Source organism: Microbacterium sp. H83, assembly GCF_001650405.1.
GTDB lineage: Bacteria > Actinomycetota > Actinomycetes > Actinomycetales > Microbacteriaceae > Microbacterium.
In genome coordinates, this window is the sequence record NZ_LWCU01000053.1 from 82,731 (window position 1) to 103,234 (window position 20,504).

The window sequence follows — 20,504 nt, forward strand, 5'->3', positions numbered from 1 at the left end:
TCACGGCAAGAGGGGCGGATGCTGCGGCATCCGCCCCTCTTCTGCTTTCCCTCCGCGCGGGTAGGGAAATCCCGAACGCGGGTGTCGGGATGCCTCGGTGTCGACGCGCCAGGCGCCGCCGTACCGTGGTCTCATGACCACTCAGACTGCGACGGCGCCGCCGGCGACCACGGGCCGGAAGCCCCCGCTGCGCATCCTCCTCACGATCCTGCATCTCGCCGGCGTGGGCGTGCTCGGCGGCATCATCTTCACCACCCTCTCCGGCCTGCTCGGCACCGGCCTCGGGCTTCTCTTCGCTGCCGGGATCGGCGCCGTGCTCCTCGTCGGCCTCGTGTACGCGCTGTTCGGCGTCGGATGGTTCGAGGTCGCCAGAGTGAGCGCCCTGTACCGCACGCCGATCTCTCCCCTGCGCTGGCGGCCGCGCACCCGTCCCGGGTTCTCGGGATGGCTGCGGTCGCTGGGACGACAGTCCATCGACGGACGCATGTGGAGAGCGATCGCGAACTTCGCCATCGCCTCGGTGCTCGGCTGGATCGTGCTGCGACTCGTGTGGGCCGTGATCTGGTCGATCGCCATCTCCTTCGCTCCGCTGACCGAGGCCGGCGCGGTGATCGGACCGTTCGGCGGCACCGGCATCCCGGTGGAATGGGCGCCGCTCGTCGGCATCCTCGGTCTCGCGGCATCCGTCGCGGGCATCATCGGACTCGCCCTGCTGCACCGGACGCTGTCGCTCGCGATCGTCGTGCGCAGCCGCGAGGCGGAGCTCACCGAGCGGGTGCGCACCAGCACCGCTCAGCGCGAGGGCGCCGTCCGCGCCGCCGACGTCGAGCGCACCCGCATCGAGCGCGACCTGCACGACGGCGTCCAGCCGCGGCTGGTGTCGGTCGGGATGACTCTGGGACTCGCGCAGCAGAAGATCGAGAACGATCCGGCGGCGGCCAAGGAGCTCATCGCCGAGGCGCACACCTCGACCAAGGCGGCCATCACCGAGCTGCGTCAGCTGGCGCGCGGCATCCACGCCTCCGTGCTCGACGATCGCGGACTCGACGCGGCGCTGTCCGCTCTGGCCAGCCGCTCGCACATCCCCGTCGTGCTCGACGTGCGGATGGACGGACGGTGCAGCCGGGAGGCGGAGGCCGCGGTCTACTTCTCGATCGCGGAGTCGCTGACCAACGCGGCCAAGCACTCCCGCGCCAGCGAGGCGAGGGTGACCGTGCGTCTTCGCGAGGGCGGGGTGCTCTGGGCACGCGTCGAGGACAACGGCATGGGCGGTGCGCAGGTGCAGCCCGGCGGCGGACTCGACGGCATCGCGAATCGCATCCTCGCCGCCGGCGGCACCTTCCGTCTGGAGAGTCCTCTCGGCGGACCGACCAGCCTGGAGGTGAACGTGCCATGCGCATCCTGATCTGCGAGGACTCGGTCCTGCTCCGTGAAGGCCTCGTCCGACTGCTCGAAGACGCCGGTCACACCGTCGTCGCTGCCCTTCCCGACACTTCCGGACTCGCCGAGGCCGTCGCCGGAGCCGATCCCGAGCTCTGCATCCTGGACGTCCGACTTCCGCCGACGTTCACGGACGAGGGGATCCGCGCGGCGCTGGGTCTGCGGGTCACGAACCCGGCCCTCCCGCTGCTCGTGCTCTCGCAGTACGTCGAGGAGCGCTATGCGTCGGATCTCATCGCCGCGCAGGGCGGCCCCCTCGGATATCTGCTGAAGGACAGAGTGGCCGATGTCGCCGAGTTCCTCGGCTCCGTCCAGCGGATCTCGGAGGGAGCCACGGTCCTCGACCCGGAGGTGGTCGCGCAGCTGCTCACACGGCGCAACCGCGACGACCGGATGCTGCGGCTGACCGAACGCGAGCGGACCGTTCTCGCGCTGATCGCCGAAGGGAAGTCGAATCAGGCCATCGCCGGCCTCCTCTTCCTCTCGGAGGCGAGTGTCGAGAAGCACATCACCGCGATCTTCCAGAAGCTGGGCTTCGAGCAGGACGAGTCGGGCAACCGACGCGTGCTCGCGGCCCTCGCCCACATCGAGAACACCGGAGGATCCATCCCTCCGACCGGCCAGACAGGAACGGGACGATGACCACGAACGACAACGACCAGCAGAACGGCGGCACGCCGCTCACACCGCCCCCGGCGTCGGCTCCGACCGCGCCGCCGGCGCCTTCCCAGCAGCCGCTTCCCGCGTCGGACCGCCCGCCGGTCGACTCCGGTGCGCGGTCGTCGGGCAGGACCGCGGTCATGGTCACCACCGCCGTCGTCGGCGGCCTGGCTCTGCTCGGAACCGGCGGGACCGCGGCGTTCGCGGCGACAGGAACGCTGCTGACGTCCTCGGACCGGAGCGACACGGTGCAGACGCAGGACGCAGCGGGCGTGGAGAGCCTCGATCTCGACGTGGATGCCGGCAACATGCGCATCGAGTTCGGCGACGTCGACGAGGCGGAGCTCTCGGTCACCAACGGTCGGGGACCGGGGTGGACGTTCGAGCGCGAGGGAGACGAGCTGGTCGTGCGGAGCCCCGAGTTCCGTTGGGGGTGGTGGTTCGACGGATGGTTCGGCGACGACGAGTCCGCCGTGCTGACGCTTCCCGAGAACCTGCGCGAGGCGTCGATCGACGCGGATCTCACGCTCGACGCGGGGAGCCTCGATGTCGTCGGCGACTTCGGTGCGCTCGACATCTCCGTGAACGCGGGAGCTCTCGACCTCGAGGGGGCCGCGAGCGCTCTCGACATCGACATGAGCGCGGGACGCGCGGACGTGCTGGTCGACGGTGTCGACGAGGCCGGTCTGCAGGTGTCGGCCGGCGATCTGAACGTCGAGCTGACCGGTTCCGCGCCGACCCGGACCACGATCGACGTCAGCGCCGGCTCGGTGGACCTCACTCTCCCGAGCAGCTCGTATGCGATCTCGCAGGACGTCAGCGCGGGCACTCTCGACGCTCAGGTCGACCAGTCCTCGGGCGCTCGGCGCACGATCGACGTCACGCTGTCCGCGGGTAGTGTGACCATCCGCCCCGGCGGATGACAGCAATCGAGGGCGGAATCTCCTCACGGCTCCCGCCCTCGATTGGGTATTTCGGCGAATCTCCGGTAAAGTTTCGGAGGTTGACGGGGCTATAGCTCAGGCGGTTAGAGCGCTTCACTGATAATGAAGAGGTCCCAGGTTCAAGTCCTGGTAGCCCCACTCCTCAATTCAAGATCCACCCTCACGGGGCCTTAGCTCAGTTGGTAGAGCGCCTGCTTTGCAAGCAGGATGTCAGGAGTTCGAATCTCCTAGGCTCCACACTGTGTTGAGACAGTTCGGGAAGGCCCCGCCATGTGCGGGGCCTTCTCGTTCCCGGTATTCCTCCACAGGTGTGGATGGATCTGTTAACAACTCGGATGTCCTATCAAGACGACCGGAAACCCCCGTTCTCAGGAGTGAACCGTGGTCCTGCCATTCTCGAGACCCGATATCAACCCCCCTTCTCCCACCCGCCGGAGCCGCGTAGGGTCGCGTGCATGAGCGAGGTGCAGACGATGATTCAGACCGAGGTGACGATCGACGGGACGAGCTACCTCCTCGCTCAGGATCAGGACGTCACCGAGCTCCGTCGACAGGTCGAGGCCACCGTCCGCACCTCAGGTGCTTTCGTGGACTTCGTCGTCGTCGGAAACCGCGAGGTGAGCGTTCTGATCACGCCGCACAGCCACGTCACCATCACCGTCGCGACGGTCGCGTTCGACCCGCGAGACACCGGCGACCTCGACTACCCGTTCGGCGGGTACTTCGACGTCCTCTGATCCGGGTCCGGATCCATCGGCCCTGAGCGACACAGCTCGGGGCCGCGCACGATCCGCACCGGGCCCCGCGCCTCGCGGATGCGGACCGGCTCACCCTTCTGCGTGACCACGACCTCGCCGCGATCCGCGAGCTCGGCCGTCACTCGTCGCACATCCGGCATCAGCGAGCGCCAGGACTCTCCTCCGACGGTCCGCGCGACGTCGCTCGGACAGATGGAGGATGCGGAGCGCTTGCGGGTCAATGAGCGGACGGCGGCGGCGATCCGCTCGTCGAACCGCTCCCCGGAGCGGTCGTCCCACCAGGGTGCTCCTCGCTCGCCGAGAGCGGTCTTCGCATCCTGCACGCGCCGACGTGCATCGTCCTCGCGTGCCTTCACCGCGCGCCGCGCCGCCATCAGCTCCTCCACGAGCTCCTGACGGAAGCCGTCGGGGATCGACGGATCGGTGGCTCGCCAGCGACGTCCGTCGATGATCACGTGATGTCCGTCGGGCGTGCGTTCGGGCCCCGCATCCGCCGCCTTCTCACGGTCCTCCGCTGTCATGCCTCCAGGTTCGTGGCCGACGATCCGTCGAGGCAGGGCCTTGACGGCGGCACGGGGGTCGCGTCAGGCCGTCGATCGGCGGGCGAGGAGATGCATCGGCAGCACCACGCTCTCGAAAGCCCTCGTGCGATCACCGAGGCGTGCGAGTGCGAGGCGCGCCGCGTCGCGTCCGAGGGCCTCGACATCACCCGCCACCACGCTGACGCCGAGCACTCGCGCCCATTCGGGGTCGTCGAAGCCGATGACCGCAGGACGATCATCCGTGCCCGCCGAGATCTCCTCCATGACGCCGAGCAGGATGCGGTTGTTCCCCGCGACGATCGCCGTGGGCGCGTCGTCGAGGGCCAGCAGCTCGCGCGTGCGCTCTCGTGAGGAGGCGACGTCGTGCGCGTCCGTGCGCAGCAGGTCGCGCCAGCGCTCCCCCGCCGCGTCGAGGACATCGCCCATCCCGGCGAGACGCTGGCGGTACGTCGGGAGCCAGGCGTAGTCGCCGATGAAGGCGATGCGGTGGTGTCCGCCCTCGATCAGGTGCTGCGCGGCGAGCCGACCCCCTTCGCGGTTGTCGAAGACGACGGAGTCGGCGGCGAGATTCTCGGCCGGACGATCGACGAACACGACGGGGATGCCGCGCGCCTGCAGCTGCGCGTACTCCGCGTGGTCCGTCATGGCCGACACCGTGACGACGGCCTTGGTCTGCCGGTCGGCCAGATCGTGCGCGACGAGCTGCTCCTGCTCCGCGGATTCGCGCGAGTTGGCGACGGACAGGTGCATCCCCCGCGTCCGGATCTCGTCCTCGATCGCGTGCGCCAGGGCGGAGTAAAAGGGGTTGGTGAAGTCACCCGTGATGAGGCCGATCGAGTCGGCCAGTCGACCGCTCGCGAGCAGGCTCGCGGCGGCGTTCCGCTGGTAGTCGAGCTCGGCTGCCGCGGCGAGGACGCTCGCCAGAGTCTTCTCGCTGACGTACGACTCGCCGCCGAGCGCCCGCGACGCGGTCTTCAGGCTCACGCCGGCGCGCGCGGCCACCTGCGCGAGGGTGGGCCTCGGCGCAGGTCCTGCGTCGGCGGGTCGATTCATGGATCCTCTTCGCCGCCCGGCGGGCGGATAGCTCATTATGGCCGGTGAACTCGGCGACCTCCGGACGTTCTGGCCGATTCGTCCTTCCGCGCGCCGAAGCGCTGTGATAGCGTCCTCACCGTATGACAGCGATGTCATAAAGGTCACGCGGTCCCGCCATGCACCGCGACGAGACGACACATCGCAGTGGAGTTGAAGGAGCAACCATGAGGGTTCACCGCCCGAGCACCGTGCGGAGCGCGCGCCGTTCGATCCTGGCAGCCGGCGTCGCCGCATCGGTGGGAGTCGTCATGCTGACGCCGGTCGCCGCGACGGCTGCCGCGGCGGAGACGACCTTCGCGTCGTCGTTCGAGGCGTCGGACTCGACGCCGGTCCTCGCCGGAACCGGCACCCCGGTGAACGTCACCGGCAGCCGATTCGCGCCGGGCAGCGTGCTCGGCGAGGTCGCAGCGGTGACCGCATCGGCCGAGAACGCCCCGAACGAGGTCGCCGCCTCCGTCGCGGACGGCAACGCCGGATCGAAGTGGCTGGCCTTCGCCGACAAGGGCTGGGTGCAGTACGAGCTCTCGACGCCCCGCCCCATGGTGAGCTACACGCTGACCTCGGGCAATGACGCCCCTGAGCGGGATCCTTCCGACTTCCGGATCCAGGGATCCGACGACGGCACCGACTGGGTCACCGTCGACGAGCGCAGCGGAGAGCTCTTCAACGGTCGCGGCGAGACGCGGACCTTCACGCTCGCGACTCCGAGCGTCGACTATCGGTACTACCGGCTCGACGTGCTCGCGACGAGGACCCCCTCCGCGAACATCGTGCAGCTGGCGGGCTGGGAGCCGGTCGCGGTGGACGGGGCGACTCCCGAGCCGGCCGACCTCCTCCTGCAGATCGGCAACGGACCCACGAGCTCCGACACCGCCAAGACCGGTGTCGGCTTCACGGGCACGAAGGCGCTGCAGTACGCCGGTCGGCACCTCGACGCGGGTGCGGCCTCGTCGTCCTCTGTCCTCTACGAGGACGTGGCGATCGAGGTGGCCGACGACAGCGAGCTCTCGTACCTGGTCTTCCCGGAGCTCGATGGGGAGCAGACGTACGCGGCGACGTTCGTGGCCGTCGACCTCTCGTTCACCGACGGCTCGTCGCTGTCGACCAGCGGCGCGATCGACGGGTACGGCTACGGTGCGTCCGCACGGGAGCAGGGTCGGGCCAACGTGTTGTGGCCCAACCAGTGGAACAAGGTGACCGTCGACCTCGGTGACGCCTCGGGCAAGGTCGTCGATGACATCGTGTTCACCTACGATCACCCCGGTGCCGACGTGAAGGGCATCGAGGTGCCCACGGGCGCCACGGCCTTCAGCGGCTGGCTGGACGACATCCAGATCGCCGCCGCGGAACAGCGCGACACCTCGGACGGCCTCGTCTCGTACGTCGACACCCGTCGCGGCACGAACTCCACCGGAGGATTCTCCCGGGGCAACAACCTTCCGGCGGTGGGATGGCCGAACGGCTTCAACTTCATCACCCCGATGACCAACGCCGACAACGTCGGCACGATCTACCAGTACCAGCGGGCCAACACCGACCAGAACCTCCCTGCCCTCAACGGCATCGGCTTCTCGCATCAGCCCAGCATCTGGATGGGTGACCGCAACCAGATCGCGGTGCTCCCTGCGGCCAACGGCAATCCGACCTCGTCGCTGAACGATCGCAAGCTCACGTTCCGCCACGAGAACGAGATCGCACGACCCGACATCTACAGCGTCGACTTCGACAACGGCATCCAGACCGACGTGACCGCGACGGACCACGGCGCGATCTACCGCTTCGAGTTCACCGGCGACACCAGTTCCGTCCTCATCGACCAGCTCGTCGACTCGTCGAAGCTCTCCATCACGGGCGACACGGTCTCGGGCTGGGTCGACGGCGGATCGGGATGGCCGGGTCGCACCCGCATGTTCGTCTACGGCACCTTCGACAGACAGCCGACGGCATCCGGTGCGACGACCAGGGGCGATCGCAACGGCTCCGCGCGATTCGCGGCGTTCGACACGACGTCGGACCGCACGGTCGAGCTGCGCCTGTCGTCGTCGTTCATCTCGCAGGATCAGGCGGAGAAGAACCACGCCCTCGAGGTCGACGGCGTCTCCTTCGACGATGCTCACGCTTCGGTGCGCGATGCGTGGAACGACCGCCTCGGCGTCGTGCGCGATGTCGAAGGAGCCACCGATCAGCAGCTCGTCACGCTCTACTCGAGCCTCTATCGACTGAACCTGTATCCGAACTCGCAGTTCGAGAACACGGGCTCCGAGGCAGACCCGGTCTACCAGTATGCGAGCCCCGTCTCCCCGCCCACCGGCCCGGCATCCGACACGCAGACCAACGCCGAGATCGTCGACGGCAAGGTGTACGTGAACAACGGGTTCTGGGACACCTACCGCACCGCCTGGCCGCTGTACTCCCTTCTGTACCCGGACGTCACCCAGGAACTCGTCGACGGATTCCTGCAGCAGTACCGAGACGGCGGCTGGGTGGCCCGATGGTCGTCGCCGGGCTACGCCGATCTCATGACCGGCACGAGTTCCGACGTCGCCTTCGCGGAGGCGTACCTCGCGGGCGCACTCGACACCGACACCGCGCTTGAGGCATACGACGCGGCCGTGAAGAACGCCACCGTCCTTCCGGAATCCAACGCGGTCGGGCGGAAGGGCCTCGCGCAGTCGATCTTCCTCGGGTACACCGAGGCGACGACGCCCGAGAGCGCTTCGTGGGGCCTCGAAGGATATATCAACGACTTCGGCATCGCAGAGATGGCCGCAGCCCTCGCGGAGGACCCGAACACGCCCGCTGAGCGCGTCGAGCAGCTGAAGGAGGAGGCGACCTACTTCGAGGCGCGAGCCAAGCACTATGTCGATATGTTCAACCCCGAGGCCGGGACGTTCACCTCGCGCAACGCCGACGGCACGTGGACGAGTGGGGCGGAGTTCGACAAGAAGGCGTGGGGCGGTGCGTTCACCGAGGCGAGCGCCTGGACCTTCGGCTTCCACGCACCTCAGGACGTCGACGGACTCGCGGCGCTGTACGGCGGACGCCAAGAACTCCTCGACGTCATGCAGGACTTCCTCACGACGCGCGAGAAGGCCGACTACTCCGGCATCCACGAGGCTCGCGAAGCGCGCGACGTGCGCCTCGGGATGCTGGGCATGTCCAACCAGATCGCCCACCACATCCCGTACGTGCTCGCCGAGGCGGGCGACCCGTCGGGCGCGCAGGCGCTGATCCGCGACATCCAGGACCGTCTGTTCGTCGGCTCCGACATCGGGCAGGGCTACCCGGGCGACGAGGACAATGGCGAGTTCTCGGCCTGGTACGTCTTCTCGGCCCTGGGCTTCTATCCGCTCGAGGTGGGATCAGGCGACTACACGATCGGCACGCCGCTGTTCGACAGCGCGACCGTGTCGCTCGGCGGCACCGAGCTCGTCGTGAACGCCCCCGGAGCATCGGAGGGAAGGGACTACGTCGCCGGCGTGAGCATCAACGGCCGGCCGATCGACGAGACCACCTTCGACGGCGATCTGCTGCGCGCCGGAGGAACGCTCGACTTCACCATGAGCGCCGAACCGTCGGCGTGGGGCGCGAAGGACCTGACCGAGCAGCTGGAGGTGCCCACCACTCTCGTGGACGCCACCAAGCCGGGGCGCGGCGCGCTCGCCGCGGCCGACGGCACGCCGGTCGGCTCGCTCGTCGACGACAACATGAACTCCACTGTCACCTTCTCGGGCGACACGGCGGAGCTGGTGTGGACCTCGCAGTCGGGGCCGGTCACGGTCGGCCAGTACACGCTGACGAGCGCGGCCACGGCCGGTGCGCCGTCGAGCTGGACACTGTCCGGCTCGCTCGACGGCACGACCTGGACGGAGCTCGACAGCCGCGAGGGCGAGACCTTCACCTGGGACTCGCAGACGAGGCCGTTCACGACGCAGGTCACCGGCGGATACACGAGCGTCAAGCTCACCGCCACGACCGGCGGTGCGCCGCTGGCGCTGTCGGAGATCGAGTTGTTCGCGTCGGCGAGCGCGGCCGACGGTCTCTCCATCGCCGCAGGGTCGCCGCAGCGCGTGCCCGTCGGCACCGAGTTCACCGGCGTGCTCGCCACGATCGTCGGCACCGAGACCGAGGCGTCCGGCTATGAGGTGACGGTCGATTACGGAGACGGCGTCGCGGTCGAGGATGTCACGCTCACCCGCGACGACCTGGGTGGATGGACCGTGCGCGCTCCGCACACCTTCACCGCACCGGGCACGTACTCGCCGGTGGTCACCGTCCGCGACTCGACGGGAGCGGCGGCGCAGGCCACGGCCTCGGTCACCGCGTTCCGTGACGAGACGCTCGTCGGCGCCTTCACCAACGTCTGCATCGGAGACCTCGGCGTGACGGCGGCGAACTGCGACTCGCAGGGGCACGGCTACTTCCGCGACAAGATCAACGCCGACGGCTTCGTGCAGGGCGAGACCCTCACGATCCCGGGCACGACCCTGACGTACGACCTTCCCGCGGTTCCGGCCGGCGCGCCGGACAACATCACGGGTGAGGGTCAGACGGTCAAGGTCTCGCTCGGAGCGGGTGCGACGCAGCTGTCGTTCGTCGGAACGGCGACCGAGAGCAACCGCGACTCGGAGGCGACGCTGCACTTCACCGACGGCAGCGAGCAGAAGGTGATGATCAGCCTCGGCGACTGGGTCGGCGCATCGGGCAGCCCGTACAAGGGCAACACGGTGCTCGCGATCTCCGAGGGCCGGCTGTCGGGGACGGCCGCAGAATCCAGCATCAAGAACACCGCGATCTACGCGACCGCTCCGATCACCCTCGCGGTGGACGGGGACGGGGAGCCCAAGGTGGTCGAGTCGCTGACCATGCCCACCGAGGCCGGATCGCTGAACGACGGGCGCGTGCACATCTTCGCGATCGCCTCGGACGGCGACCGTGCGGCGGCGACTCCTCTCGCCGTGACAGCGGCTGCGGTCGACGGCCAGACCACCGGCGAGGAGTTCGACGCCGCCCTGGCCACCGTCACCGGCGGACAGGGCGAGACGTCCGCCATCGTCAACTGGGGCGACGGATCGCCCGTCTCGACGGTCCAGATCCAAGACGGCGTGGTCTCCGGCACGCACACGTATGCCGCCGCCGGCACCTACACGGTGACGGTCACGGCGGATGACGGTGTCAAGTCGGCCGACGCGCAGCTGCAGATCGCCGTGGTCGACCCCGAGCCCGAGTACGAGCCGACGATCTCGGCACCGGCCGAGGCGGCGCCCGGAGATGAGGTCACGATCACCGGATCCGGCTTCGCGCCGGGTGAGGACGTGGCGATCCGGATCGACGACGAGCAGCCCGTGGTCGTGGAGGCCGACGTGGACGGCGACCTCAGCGGTCGGATCACGGTGCCCGCGGATGCCGTCGACGGCGCGCACCCGATCGTGGCGCTCGGCGATGTGTCGAAGGTCGAGGCCAGGGCGTCGCTCCTCGTGGTCGGTGAACCGGCCGGACCGCGGAACACCTCGGTGAGCCTCGCGTCGGGATCCGACGACCCGGTCGCCGGCGAGTCCATCCCGCTGATCGCCACGGTGACGCCGCAGGGCGCCGCCGGAAAGGTGGAGTTCCTCGAAGGCGTCGACGTGGTCGGCTCGGCCGCCGTATCGGCGGGGACGGCGACCGCAGAAGTGACCATCGCCACGTCGGGAGAGCACACGTACGTCGCGCGCTTCGTCCCGGCAGACGCGGAGGACTACACGCCCTCGCAGTCGGCACCGCTGACCATCACGGTCCGGAGCACTCCGGTGCTGCAGGCCGAGCTGGTGATCGGCGCTCGGTCCGTCGTCCAGGGCGGCACCATCGAGGTCGCCGGTCGTGGCTTCGCCGCGGGTGAGGTGGTCACCGTCACCCTGCACTCCGACCCGATCCGGCTGGGTCAGGTCACCGCCGACGGATCGGGTGCGTTCCGCGCGCAGCTGACGGTGCCGGCTGAGGCCGAGGTGGGCGCCCACACGCTCATCGCGGTCGGCGCGGCATCCGCTCTCAGCGCCGAGGCCGCACTCACGGTGACGGCGGCGGCCACGGTGGGCGGCGACCTCGCCGGCACCGGAGCCGACGTCCCGATCGGTCTCATCGTCCTGCTGGTGCTGCTGCTCGCGGCAGGAGCTGTGCTGGTTGCTCGGCGACGCCGAACGGAGTCCTGACCCCCGCTGACTCGCCCGCACCCGACCGCCCCTCCCGCCCCTCGGGAGGGGCGGTTCGCGTGCGCAGAGCGAGGATGCGGTGCGCGGTCGGCTCCCGTCGCCCGCGAACCGCAGAGAGACTCAGACTGCGGTGAGAGCGTGCGGTGCGACGTTGAGCCGCTCGCATCCGTCCGCCGTGAGGACGACGATGTCCTCGATGCGTGCGCCCCACTCCCCTGCGAAGTAGATTCCGGGCTCGATGCTGAACGCCATCCCCTCGCGCAGCACGAGATCGTTGCCGGGAGCGATGTACGGCTCTTCGTGCACCGAGACGCCGATGCCGTGCCCGGTGCGGTGGAGGAAGGCCTCTCCGAGACCGGCGTCGGCGAGCACCTGGCGTGCCGCGGCGTCGACCTGCGAGGCGGTGGCGCCGGGGCGCGCGGCATCCACCGCGGCCTGCTGTGCACGCGCCAGCACGGCGATGCGCTCCGAGGCCTCGGGAGAGGGCGCTCCGACGACATACGTGCGGGTGCTGTCGGAGTTGTACCCGCTCGGCACCGCTCCCCCGATGTCGACGACCACGACATCGCCGTCCTCGATGACGCGGTCGGAGACCTCGTGGTGCGGGTCGGCGCCGTTCGGCCCGGATCCCACGATCACGAACTCCACCGTCCGGTGTCCCTCAGCCACGATCGCCTCGGCGATGTCGGCCGCCACCTCGCGCTCGGTGCGCCCGGCCCGCAGCCACTCGCGCACGCGACCGTGGACCGCATCGATGGCAGCGCCCGCTCGGCGGAGCTCGGCGATCTCCTCCGCATCCTTGATCATGCGCGACTCTCGAAGCACGGGGGTCGCCAGCTCGACGCGGACGCCGAGTCGATCGGCGAGCGGGATGACGTGCAGGGCGGGGAGCGCGTCCGAGACGCCCACGCGCGAGGCCGCACCGACGGCCGACGCCACCAGGTCGTAGGGATTCTCACCGTCGACCCAGTCGGCGAGGGTCAGGCCGAGCTCGCCGACCGCCGTGGTACGGACCTTCGCGAGCTCCATCCGCGGGACGACCACGGCGGGGACGATCCCCGGACCGAGGACCAGAGCGGTCAGCCGCTCGATCGTGTCGCCCTCGACCCCGACGAGGTACTGCAGGTCCGGACCCGGACCGACGATGATCGCGTCGAGGCCGGCGTCGGCGGCGAGGACGGCCGCACGATCGAGGCGGGCGGCGTACACGGATGCGGGGAACGGAAGTGTGCTCACTCACCCACGGTAGCGCCGTCGCACTGCCGAGAGAACGGGCTCAGCCCACCGCGAGGCGGATGCGCTCCGTCAGCTGCTTCCGGTTGGCCGGAGTGAGCTCCAGCAGCGCATACGCGGTGGGCCACATGGTGCCGTCGTCGAGCTGGGAGATGGGCTCGAAACCGAACGTGCCGTACCGGACCTTGAACTTGCTCGCCGGCTGGAAGAAGCACAGCACCTTGCCGTCCTTGCCCCACGCGGGCATGCCGTAATACGTGCGGGGGACGAGCTCCGGGGCCACCTCGGTCACGAGCTCGTGCAGACCGACCGCCAGAGCCTTGTCGTTCCCGTCGGAGAGCTTCTCGATCGCGGCCTTGAGATCCGCCTCGCCCTCGGCGCGCACCTCCTCCGGCGTCTTCTTGGCCCGCGACCGCGCCTTGCGCTTGTCGGCCGCGGCCTCCTTCATCGCCGCGCGTTCCTCGGCGCTGAAGCCCTTGTCGTCGTCAGCCATGATCGGCTCCTTCTCTTCGGTGGTTCTGCGATGACATCACCCTACGGATGCCGCCGCCCCGGCGCTTCTCGATTCCTGATCGATCGAGTCCACCGGTGAGCCGGTTCGGCACGGACTCATCATCTCGCCGGCAAGGCCGGCCGTCCATGGCTGATGGGAGGACACATTCGAACGCGTCACTCCGGGCCGCGTCTAAGGTGGGGAGATGGATATGCGTGTCGCGGCATACGCCGTCGTCACCGATGACGACGGGCGCATCCTCCTGGCGCGCTGGACCGAGGGGCGACGCGTCGCCTGGACCATGCCCGGTGGAGGACTCGAACCGGGGGAGGCGCCGGAGGCGGCCGTCCGCAGGGAGCTCCGCGAGGAGACCGGGTACTCGGTGAAAGTGGGCGAGCTCCTCGGCATCCATTCGCGCGTGATCCCCGCGAGCCAGCGGGTGCACGACGCGGATCAGCCGCTGCACACCCTGAGGATCGTCTACCGGGCGACTGTGACCGGCGGTCGGCTCCAGTTCGAGACCGACGGATCGACGGACATGGCCGAGTGGTTCCCGCTGAGGTCGATCGCCGACCTGCAGCGCGTCAGACTCGTCGACATCGCGCTGCGCATGGCCGGGATCCTCTGACTCGCGCCCGCTCTCAGTCGCGCGGCTCTTCGGGCACGGAGATGTCCGCGACCGTCGCCCCATACGCGGAGATCAGGGCGTCGGCGTCGACGAAGAGACTGTATCCCTGCGTGCCGGCGCCCATCGCGATGCGCTCGCCGACGATGGTCTCGTCGGCGTACACGGGCCAGTCGGTGGTGCTGCCGATGGGAACGATGGTGCCCCGCTCGTAGCCCGTCGCGGCGAGTGCGAGCTCGGGCTCGGGCAGCCGCAGCTTGTTGACGCCGACCAGCGCACGGAGCTTCGGCCAGGAGATCGACCGCCCGCCGGGGATCAGCGCGAAGAGGTACGTGTCGTCGGAGCGCTTCACGACGAGCGTCTTCACGATGCCGGAAGGAAGGATGCCGAGGAGCTCGGCCGCCTCCGCCAGACTGCGTGCGGCGGGCCGCTCGCGGAGCTCGATCTCGAGGCCGCGTGCCGCCGCGGCGTCCTTCACCCGAGCATGCGGGTCCGCCGGCCCGACGGCCGGGGACCCTGCAGCGGTCGTCACGCCTCGGGAGCGGCGAGCGGGTCGTCTGCGACCCAGAGCTCGTCATCCGCACGCAGCGCCTGCCACGCGGCATACAGCACTCCGGCGGCGGCGGCGATGCCGAGGATCAGGGCGATGACCGAACCTGCGCCCGGACCCTTCTTCTCGGGCTCGACGGCCTTGCGGACCTTCTTCTCGACCTTGCGCACGACGCCGTTGCGCTTCGCGTTCGCGACGTCCCACGCGGTGAGTGCGGATCCGACGACACCGCCGACGATCGGGACGACCTTGTCGTCGACGACGTGCTTGCCGAAGCGCACGCTCTGGTCGACCACGGGCTGCACCCGGCGGCTGTAGGTGTCCTGCACAGCCGGAGCGACCTGCTCACGGCTGAAGTTGCCGAGCTGGCGACCCGCCTCGCGAGCGACGTCGGCAGCGTGGCCGACGAGGATCTGCTGGTTCTCCCACAGCTGGTTGGCGTCCGCCTGAAGGCGACGCAGTTCCTTCTTCCGCTTCCGGGTGATGCTCACGTTGCTCTCCTGTCGATTGGAGTACGGGTTCCCCATCTTGCCACGCGAGTCTGGATGGGGGGAGGGAATCGCCGAGCCCTTGCGCCTCGCCGCGATGCGCGCTAGAACCGGGCGAACTCATCGGAAGCTCTGAGAGAATGAGGGCATGGCCCACGCTTCGCATGTCGCAACCCTGCACACCAACCACGGTGACATCGTCATCAACCTCTTCGGCGACCACGCCCCGAAGACGGTCAAGAACTTCGTCGGTCTCGCCGACGGCACCCAGTCCTGGACGGACCCCGCCACCGGCAAGCCGGGCGAGGGACCCCTCTACAAGGACGTGATCTTCCACCGCATCATCCCGAACTTCATGATCCAGGGCGGCGACCCGCTCGGACAGGGCGTCGGAGGCCCCGGCTACAACTTCGACGACGAGATCAACATGGAGCTCGACTTCACCGCGCCCTACATCCTCGCCATGGCCAACGCCGGCCTGCGTCGCAACGCGATCACGGGCAAGGCCGAGGGCACCAACGGCTCGCAGTTCTTCATCACGACCGACCCGACCCCCTGGCTGCAGGGCAAGCACACGATCTTCGGCGAGGTGGCCGACGACGCCTCGAAGGCCGTCGTCGACAAGATCGCCGCGGTCCCGACCGCAGCGGGCGACCGCCCGATCGAGCCCGTCGTCCTGCAGTCGATCGACATCGTCGCGGCCTGACGCCGACGCTGGCCGATCCGGATGACGACGCCTGAGTTCGCGGACAACCGCGACAACTTCTGCTACCGGCATCCGGATCGGCAGAGCTTCGTGCTCTGCCAGCGGTGCCTCCGCACCATCTGCCCCGAGTGCCAGACCCAGGCCGCGGTCGGGGTCATCTGCCCCGAGTGCATGGCGGCGGAGCGCAAGAACCGCACCCCCGCGCAGAAGCGCGCCGAGCGCCGCTGGCGCGGGCGCGGCACGGCGATGGCGGCCGGCGCCGGTGGCAAGCCGGTCGTCACCTACGCCCTGCTGCTGATCACCTCGATCATCGGACTGCTGCAGCAGGTCCCCGGCCTGGGCAACCCCATCACGCAGCAGCTGCTGTTCGCCGCCGCGTACCTCTACCCGGATCTGTCCCTCTACCCCTTCGAACCCTGGCGGCTGCTCACCGCGGTCTTCGTGCACGGCGGATTCATCCATCTCGCGCTGAACATGCTCGCGCTGTGGATGCTGGGGCAGAGCCTCGAGCCCATGCTCGGTCGAGCGCGTTTCCTCGCGCTCTACCTGATCAGCGGGCTCGGCGGATCGGTCGCCGTCGCCCTGCTCGCCCCGGGCACCGCCACGGTGGGCGCGTCCGGCGCGATCTTCGGTCTCATGGCGTCACTGCTCATCATCGGCCGGCACATCGGCGCCAACGTGACGGGCATCCTCGTCATCCTCGGGATCAACTTCGTCGTCGGCTTCGTCGTCGGAGGCATCGCCTGGCAGGCCCATCTGGGCGGGGCGATCGTCGGCGCGCTCCTCGCCTTCATCCTCACCCGCACCCGACGTCCTGACCAGCGGAGGACGCAGATCCTGCTGCTCGCGGCGGTGGTCGTGGCGCTCGGACTGATCGTCGCGTTCGTCCCTCCTCTGCTCATCACGACGGTTTACGCCTGATCGGGAGTTGTTAACAGGGCTGTTAACAGGTGTGAATAACATCTGTGTAATTCTCCCCATGTTGGGGATAACCTGTGGAAAACTCTGTCGCTGACCGTCCGCGGAATGACGAAGGCCCCCTCGCCGAGCGAGGGGGCCTTCGTGAGGATCGGGGGCGTCAGCGCCAGCGCGTCGTCATGAGGAAACCGATCAGAGCGATGGCGAGGCCGATGGCGAGGTTCCAGTTGTCGAGCCCCGGGATCGGAAACTGCATGCCGGAGATGTAGAACACGAGGATCCACGCCAGGCCGAGGAGCATGAAGCCGACCATCACCGGCTTGAACCACACCGCGTTGGGCGCGGCGTCGCCTTCGCTGCGCGGCGCTTCGGGTTCTTCGATCTTGCGGTCACGTGCCATTCCGACATTGTACCCATGACTTCTTTCCAAAGCAGGACGCCCCGGCACGGTCTTCCGTACAGGGCGGCGGGATAGGATCACGCCATGACTGCATCCGTCGTCTCGGGGGAGCGACGCGACCGTCGCCGCCGCCCTCGCTCGCGCGCCACCGTCACGAGCGTGCTCGGCGAGCTGCTGCTCACCGCCGGCGTGCTGGTGCTGCTGTTCGTGGCGTGGCAGATGTGGATCGGCGACATCATCATCTCCGCCCAGAAGAACGAGGAAGGCGCCGCCGTCTCGGAGGAGTGGGCGAATGCGCCGACTCCCGAGCTGCCTCCGCTCGTCACGACGACCGACGGGACCACGGTCTACGAACCCGTCATCCCCGCCCCGCCCGCCGACACGCAGCAGCTCGGTCAGATGCTGATCCCCCGGTTCGGGAGCCAGTACAACGTCGGCATCTACGGCGGCACCAGCCGTGCCCGCACGCTCGACAAGCTCGGCATCGGCGTCTACACCGACTCGAAGATGCCGGGCGAGGTCGGCAACTTCGCCATGGCCGGTCACCGCACCACGTGGGGAAAGCCCTTCAACCAGCTCGACAAGCTGCAGGTCGGCGACGCCATCGTCGTCGAGACGCCGGACGGCTGGTTCACCTATCGATTCCGCACGCTCGAGTACGTGAAGCCGACGCAGACGGACGTCCTTCTCGACGTGCCGCAGATGCCCGGTGTCGCGACGGGGGAGCGATACATCACCCTCACCGCCTGCTCCCCGCTGTACTCCCTCGCCGAGCGGATCGTCGCGTACGGAGTGTACGAGAGCTTCCAACCGCGCGCGGAGGGCCCGCCTCCCGCGCTCACCGATCCGCCGCCGCCCCCCGCCGGGCCGTCGATCTAGACGAAGGGAACGCTCGCGCTCATGTACGCCGCACTCTGGCGCATCCTGCCCGGCCCCTGGTGGCTGAAGCTGTTCATCCTGCTCGCCCTCATCGCCGCCGTGCTCTACGGGCTGTTCTGGTACGTCTTCCCGTGGGTGAGCCCGATCATCACGCCGGGCGAGGTCGACCTCGAATGACCCGTGTGCTCGTCGTGGACAACCACGACAGCTTCGTGCACACGCTGGTCGGGTATCTCCGCGAGCTCGGCGCCGACGTGTCGATGGTCGAGGCGGATGCCGTCGCTCCGACCGAGCTGGAGACGCTCCTGAGCGGTGTCGACGGCATCATGATCTCGCCCGGACCGGGCACCCCGACGGATGCCGGATCCTCGCTCGACGCGGTCCGCACGGCCGCACGTCTGCGACTGCCGCTGCTCGGGGTGTGCCTCGGGCATCAGGCGATCGGAGAGGCCTTCGGCACGTCGGTGACCGAGGCGCCCGAGCTGATGCACGGCATGACGTCGCGGGTGGAGCACGACGGGTCGGCGCTCTTCGCCGGCATCCCCTCGCCGTTCGATGTCGGCCGCTACCACTCCCTCGCTCTCGCCGAGTCCGCGCTTCCGGCGGATGTCGTCGTGACCGCCCGCTCCGAGACCGGCACGGTGATGGCACTGGCGCACACCGACCTGCCGATCCTCGGGGTGCAGTTCCATCCCGAGAGCGTGCTGACCGAGGGAGGCTACCGCCTTCTCGCCAACTGGCTGGAGATGTGCGGCGACGCGGGCGCGGTTGCACGCTCCGCACGGCTGCATCCGCTCAGCCGATCCTGAGCGGGGCGCACGCGGCGTCGCGGAGGAGGGCTCAGCCGCCCGTCGCCGCGCAGTAGCGCAGCTCGACCGTCGAGCCGATGGGGACATCGCCGGGAGCCACCGACATCGACGTGACCGTGGGCGGCGTCACCGCAGGGCAGTCCGTCAGCTCGACGGGCTGAGCGGTGAGACCCAGGGTGTCGAGCTCCTCGGTCGCCGCCTCGAGGGTCCATCCCGACATGTCCCGGATGGTGACCCGGCCGCTCGCGACGACGAGGTTCACGATGGTCTTCGGCGGGACCTCGGCGTCGGCGGAGACGTTGGCCTCCATCACCGTGTCGGCGGCGAGGCCCTTGTCGTTGCGCTGGAGCACGGTGCCGAGCTGCAATCCGGCCGACGACAGAGCGTCCTTGGCCGCCGTCAGCGACAGCCCTTCCAGTGTCGGGACGACGACGGTCTCCTTGCCGGACGAGACGTACAGGGTGACCGAGTCGCCCTGGCTCACCGCGGTGCCCGAGACCGGATCGGTGCGGATCACATTGCCCTCGGCGATGTCCGAGCTGGATTCGAGGACCAGGGTGGACGTCAGGTCGAGTTCGCCGAGGTCCTCCTGCGCGCGCTCGGACGAGACGTTGACGAGATCCGGCACGGTGCGCGAGCTCGTCGGCACCTCCTCCGGACGCATGCTGATCGTCCACACCCAGAACAGCACCGAGGCCAGCAGCACGGCGAGCAGCGCGACCCCGGCCCAGATCCATGCGACGGGCGGGCCGGACTGCGTGCGCGCCATCGTGGTGTCGGTGCTCAGCTGGCGCAGCGATCGCGCAGTCTCCTGCGCCTGGCGAGGACTGGGACCGTACAGCTCGCTGGTGAGGGCGCCGAGCTCCTTGCGGCTCGGTGCGCGACCCGCGACGGCGGAGTCCAGTGCGGCGCGGAAGTGCGCGGCATCCGGGTACCGCTGGTACGGATCCTTCGCGAGCGCGCGCAGCACGATCGGGTCGAGTGCACCGGGGGAGTCCTCGTTCACCTCGGTCGGGGGGACCGGGGTCTCGCTGACGTGCTGGTAGGCGACGGCCACGGGCGACTCGCCGCGGAACGGCTGCCGACCCGTGAGCAGCTCGTACAGCACGACGCCGGTCGAGTAGAGGTCGGCGCGAGCGTCGACGGGCTCGCCCTTGGCCTGCTCGGGGGAGAAGTACGCGGCGGTGCCGATGATCTGCGTGGTCTCGGCGACGGTCGACGACGAGTCGGACACGGCGCGGGCGATCCCGAAGTCCATGACCTTGACCTGGCCCTTGTCGGTCACCATCACGTTGCCCGGCTTGATGTCGCGGTGCACGACCCCGGCGCGGTGCGAGTAGTCGAGGGCCTCGAGGATGCCGTCGACGTAGCGCACGGCGTCTTCGACGGGAACCGGACCCTTCGCGATGATGTCCTTCAGCAGCGTGCCGCTGATCAGCTCCATGACGATGTAGGGCGGCTCGGTCGAGTTGGCGTCGGCGGTCGACGGGTCACCCGCGTCGTAGACGCGGACGATGGAGGGGTGCGACATGCGCGAGGCCGACTGCGCCTCGAGGCGGAAGCGCGTGCGGAACGCGGTGTCTCGGGCCAGCTCGGGGTCGAGGATCTTGATCGCGACCTGGCGACCCAGCGTCAGATCGAACCCGCGGTAGACCTTTGCCATGCCGCCGTGCCCGATGAGCTCGTCGACGCGGTAGCGACCCGCGAGCACGCGTGGCTCTGTCGACACGTACTGACCCCCTGAGAGACGACCTGGTGAAAAGCTCAGCCTACGTT

Annotated in this window: 19 protein-coding genes and 2 tRNA genes; 13 read left to right on the forward strand and 8 right to left on the reverse strand. The window is 69.1% G+C overall.

Going from position 1 to position 20,504, the window contains the following annotated elements:
* Window positions 1-133 precede the first annotated feature (133 nt).
* The 6 genes from A4X16_RS15205 (at window position 134) to A4X16_RS15230 (ending at window position 3,781) form a co-directional block, all read left to right on the forward strand.
* Window positions 134-1,405, forward strand: coding sequence for a sensor histidine kinase (locus A4X16_RS15205; protein ID WP_067122095.1), 1,272 nt, complete (start codon window positions 134-136; stop codon window positions 1,403-1,405).
* The gene (locus A4X16_RS15210; protein ID WP_067122098.1) at window positions 1,393-2,082 is read left to right on the forward strand and encodes a LuxR C-terminal-related transcriptional regulator; all 690 of its coding nucleotides are present in this window, start codon (window positions 1,393-1,395) and stop codon (window positions 2,080-2,082) included. Before A4X16_RS15205 ends, A4X16_RS15210 begins: the two co-directional genes overlap by 13 nt.
* Window positions 2,079-3,023, forward strand: coding sequence for a DUF4097 domain-containing protein (locus A4X16_RS15215; protein WP_231880394.1), 945 nt, complete (start codon window positions 2,079-2,081; stop codon window positions 3,021-3,023). Before A4X16_RS15210 ends, A4X16_RS15215 begins: the two co-directional genes overlap by 4 nt.
* Before the next feature lie 85 nt (window positions 3,024-3,108).
* Window positions 3,109-3,182: transfer RNA gene (locus A4X16_RS15220), tRNA-Ile, on the forward strand.
* Window positions 3,183-3,208: 26 nt separating this feature from the next.
* Window positions 3,209-3,281: transfer RNA gene (locus A4X16_RS15225), tRNA-Ala, on the forward strand.
* Between the two features lie 218 nt (window positions 3,282-3,499).
* Complete coding sequence (locus A4X16_RS15230) at window positions 3,500-3,781, forward strand: hypothetical protein (protein ID WP_231880395.1); 282 nt, start codon at window positions 3,500-3,502, stop codon at window positions 3,779-3,781.
* Here A4X16_RS15230 and A4X16_RS15235 read toward each other — a convergent pair.
* A complete protein-coding gene (locus A4X16_RS15235) occupies window positions 3,748-4,323 on the reverse strand; it encodes a DUF3253 domain-containing protein (protein ID WP_067122101.1) in 576 nt (191 codons plus the stop codon). The genes A4X16_RS15230 and A4X16_RS15235 overlap by 34 nt on opposite strands.
* A gap of 63 nt (window positions 4,324-4,386) precedes the next feature.
* Window positions 4,387-5,397, reverse strand: a complete 1,011-nt coding sequence (locus A4X16_RS17925) for a LacI family DNA-binding transcriptional regulator (RefSeq protein WP_067122104.1) — start codon at window positions 5,395-5,397, stop codon at window positions 4,387-4,389.
* 206 nt (window positions 5,398-5,603) lie between these two features.
* On the opposite strand from A4X16_RS17925, the gene A4X16_RS15245 reads away from it, so the two are divergent.
* Window positions 5,604-11,627, forward strand: coding sequence for a GH92 family glycosyl hydrolase (locus A4X16_RS15245; protein WP_067122107.1), 6,024 nt, complete (start codon window positions 5,604-5,606; stop codon window positions 11,625-11,627).
* A gap of 120 nt (window positions 11,628-11,747) precedes the next feature.
* Here A4X16_RS15245 and A4X16_RS15250 read toward each other — a convergent pair whose 3' ends face one another.
* Both A4X16_RS15250 and A4X16_RS15255 read right to left on the reverse strand, forming a co-directional pair.
* Window positions 11,748-12,863 carry a M24 family metallopeptidase gene (locus tag A4X16_RS15250; protein ID WP_067122110.1) on the reverse strand — a complete coding sequence of 372 codons (1,116 nt, stop codon included), beginning with the start codon at window positions 12,861-12,863 and terminating at the stop codon, window positions 11,748-11,750.
* A 40-nt stretch (window positions 12,864-12,903) separates the two neighbouring features.
* Window positions 12,904-13,353: a DUF1801 domain-containing protein gene (locus A4X16_RS15255; RefSeq protein WP_067122113.1), complete on the reverse strand. Its 450-nt coding sequence runs from the start codon at window positions 13,351-13,353 to the stop codon at window positions 12,904-12,906.
* Window positions 13,354-13,558: 205 nt separating this feature from the next.
* On the opposite strand from A4X16_RS15255, the gene A4X16_RS15260 reads away from it, so the two are divergent.
* Window positions 13,559-13,981, forward strand: coding sequence for an NUDIX hydrolase (locus tag A4X16_RS15260; protein ID WP_067122116.1), 423 nt, complete (start codon window positions 13,559-13,561; stop codon window positions 13,979-13,981).
* 13 nt (window positions 13,982-13,994) lie between these two features.
* On the opposite strand, the gene A4X16_RS15265 is transcribed toward A4X16_RS15260, so the two are convergent.
* Both A4X16_RS15265 and A4X16_RS15270 read right to left on the reverse strand, forming a co-directional pair.
* The gene (locus A4X16_RS15265; RefSeq protein ID WP_197491853.1) at window positions 13,995-14,456 is read right to left on the reverse strand and encodes an aminoacyl-tRNA deacylase; all 462 of its coding nucleotides are present in this window, start codon (window positions 14,454-14,456) and stop codon (window positions 13,995-13,997) included.
* Window positions 14,457-14,506: 50 nt separating this feature from the next.
* Window positions 14,507-15,019 (reverse strand): DNA helicase, encoded by a 513-nt coding sequence (locus A4X16_RS15270; RefSeq protein ID WP_067122119.1) that lies wholly within the window; start codon window positions 15,017-15,019, stop codon window positions 14,507-14,509.
* Window positions 15,020-15,164: 145 nt separating this feature from the next.
* Between A4X16_RS15270 and A4X16_RS15275 the strand changes: the two genes are divergently transcribed.
* Window positions 15,165-15,722, forward strand: a complete 558-nt coding sequence (locus A4X16_RS15275) for a peptidylprolyl isomerase (RefSeq protein ID WP_067122122.1) — start codon at window positions 15,165-15,167, stop codon at window positions 15,720-15,722.
* Between the two features lie 21 nt (window positions 15,723-15,743).
* On the forward strand, window positions 15,744-16,643 hold the full coding sequence (locus tag A4X16_RS15280) for a rhomboid family intramembrane serine protease (protein ID WP_067122125.1): 900 nt from the start codon (window positions 15,744-15,746) through the stop codon (window positions 16,641-16,643).
* Window positions 16,644-16,800: 157 nt separating this feature from the next.
* On the opposite strand, the gene A4X16_RS15285 is transcribed toward A4X16_RS15280, so the two are convergent.
* Complete coding sequence (locus A4X16_RS15285) at window positions 16,801-17,040, reverse strand: cell division protein CrgA (protein WP_067122128.1); 240 nt, start codon at window positions 17,038-17,040, stop codon at window positions 16,801-16,803.
* Between the two features lie 84 nt (window positions 17,041-17,124).
* On the opposite strand from A4X16_RS15285, the gene A4X16_RS15290 reads away from it, so the two are divergent.
* Genes A4X16_RS15290 through A4X16_RS15295 form a run of 3 tightly spaced genes read left to right on the forward strand, consistent with a single transcriptional unit; the run spans window position 17,125 to window position 18,728 of the window.
* Window positions 17,125-17,919: a class E sortase gene (locus tag A4X16_RS15290; RefSeq protein ID WP_067122131.1), complete on the forward strand. Its 795-nt coding sequence runs from the start codon at window positions 17,125-17,127 to the stop codon at window positions 17,917-17,919.
* A 21-nt stretch (window positions 17,920-17,940) separates the two neighbouring features.
* A complete protein-coding gene (locus A4X16_RS18165) occupies window positions 17,941-18,096 on the forward strand; it encodes a hypothetical protein (protein WP_197491854.1) in 156 nt (51 codons plus the stop codon).
* Window positions 18,093-18,728, forward strand: a complete 636-nt coding sequence (locus A4X16_RS15295) for an anthranilate synthase component II (RefSeq protein WP_067122134.1) — start codon at window positions 18,093-18,095, stop codon at window positions 18,726-18,728. The genes A4X16_RS18165 and A4X16_RS15295 overlap by 4 nt, the downstream gene beginning before the upstream one ends.
* Window positions 18,729-18,759: 31 nt before the next feature.
* Here the strand turns inward: A4X16_RS15295 and pknB are convergent, their stop codons facing one another.
* Window positions 18,760-20,457 (reverse strand): Stk1 family PASTA domain-containing Ser/Thr kinase, encoded by a 1,698-nt coding sequence (pknB, locus tag A4X16_RS15300; RefSeq protein WP_067122137.1) that lies wholly within the window; start codon window positions 20,455-20,457, stop codon window positions 18,760-18,762.
* Between the last annotated feature and the right edge of the window lie 47 nt (window positions 20,458-20,504).

Coding starts and splice junctions, on each gene's coding strand:
- A4X16_RS15205 (WP_067122095.1), top strand. CDS start 134: ATGACCACTCAGACTGCGACGGCGCCGCCGGCGACCACGGGCCGGAAG.
- A4X16_RS15210 (WP_067122098.1), top strand. CDS start 1,393: ATGCGCATCCTGATCTGCGAGGACTCGGTCCTGCTCCGTGAAGGCCTC.
- A4X16_RS15215 (WP_231880394.1), top strand. CDS start 2,079: ATGACCACGAACGACAACGACCAGCAGAACGGCGGCACGCCGCTCACA.
- A4X16_RS15230 (WP_231880395.1), top strand. CDS start 3,500: ATGAGCGAGGTGCAGACGATGATTCAGACCGAGGTGACGATCGACGGG.
- A4X16_RS15235 (WP_067122101.1), bottom strand. CDS start 4,323: ATGACAGCGGAGGACCGTGAGAAGGCGGCGGATGCGGGGCCCGAACGC.
- A4X16_RS17925 (WP_067122104.1), bottom strand. CDS start 5,397: ATGAATCGACCCGCCGACGCAGGACCTGCGCCGAGGCCCACCCTCGCG.
- A4X16_RS15245 (WP_067122107.1), top strand. CDS start 5,604: ATGAGGGTTCACCGCCCGAGCACCGTGCGGAGCGCGCGCCGTTCGATC.
- A4X16_RS15255 (WP_067122113.1), bottom strand. CDS start 13,353: ATGGCTGACGACGACAAGGGCTTCAGCGCCGAGGAACGCGCGGCGATG.
- A4X16_RS15260 (WP_067122116.1), top strand. CDS start 13,559: ATGGATATGCGTGTCGCGGCATACGCCGTCGTCACCGATGACGACGGG.
- A4X16_RS15275 (WP_067122122.1), top strand. CDS start 15,165: ATGGCCCACGCTTCGCATGTCGCAACCCTGCACACCAACCACGGTGAC.
- A4X16_RS15280 (WP_067122125.1), top strand. CDS start 15,744: ATGACGACGCCTGAGTTCGCGGACAACCGCGACAACTTCTGCTACCGG.
- A4X16_RS15285 (WP_067122128.1), bottom strand. CDS start 17,040: ATGGCACGTGACCGCAAGATCGAAGAACCCGAAGCGCCGCGCAGCGAA.
- A4X16_RS15290 (WP_067122131.1), top strand. CDS start 17,125: ATGACTGCATCCGTCGTCTCGGGGGAGCGACGCGACCGTCGCCGCCGC.
- A4X16_RS18165 (WP_197491854.1), top strand. CDS start 17,941: ATGTACGCCGCACTCTGGCGCATCCTGCCCGGCCCCTGGTGGCTGAAG.
- A4X16_RS15295 (WP_067122134.1), top strand. CDS start 18,093: ATGACCCGTGTGCTCGTCGTGGACAACCACGACAGCTTCGTGCACACG.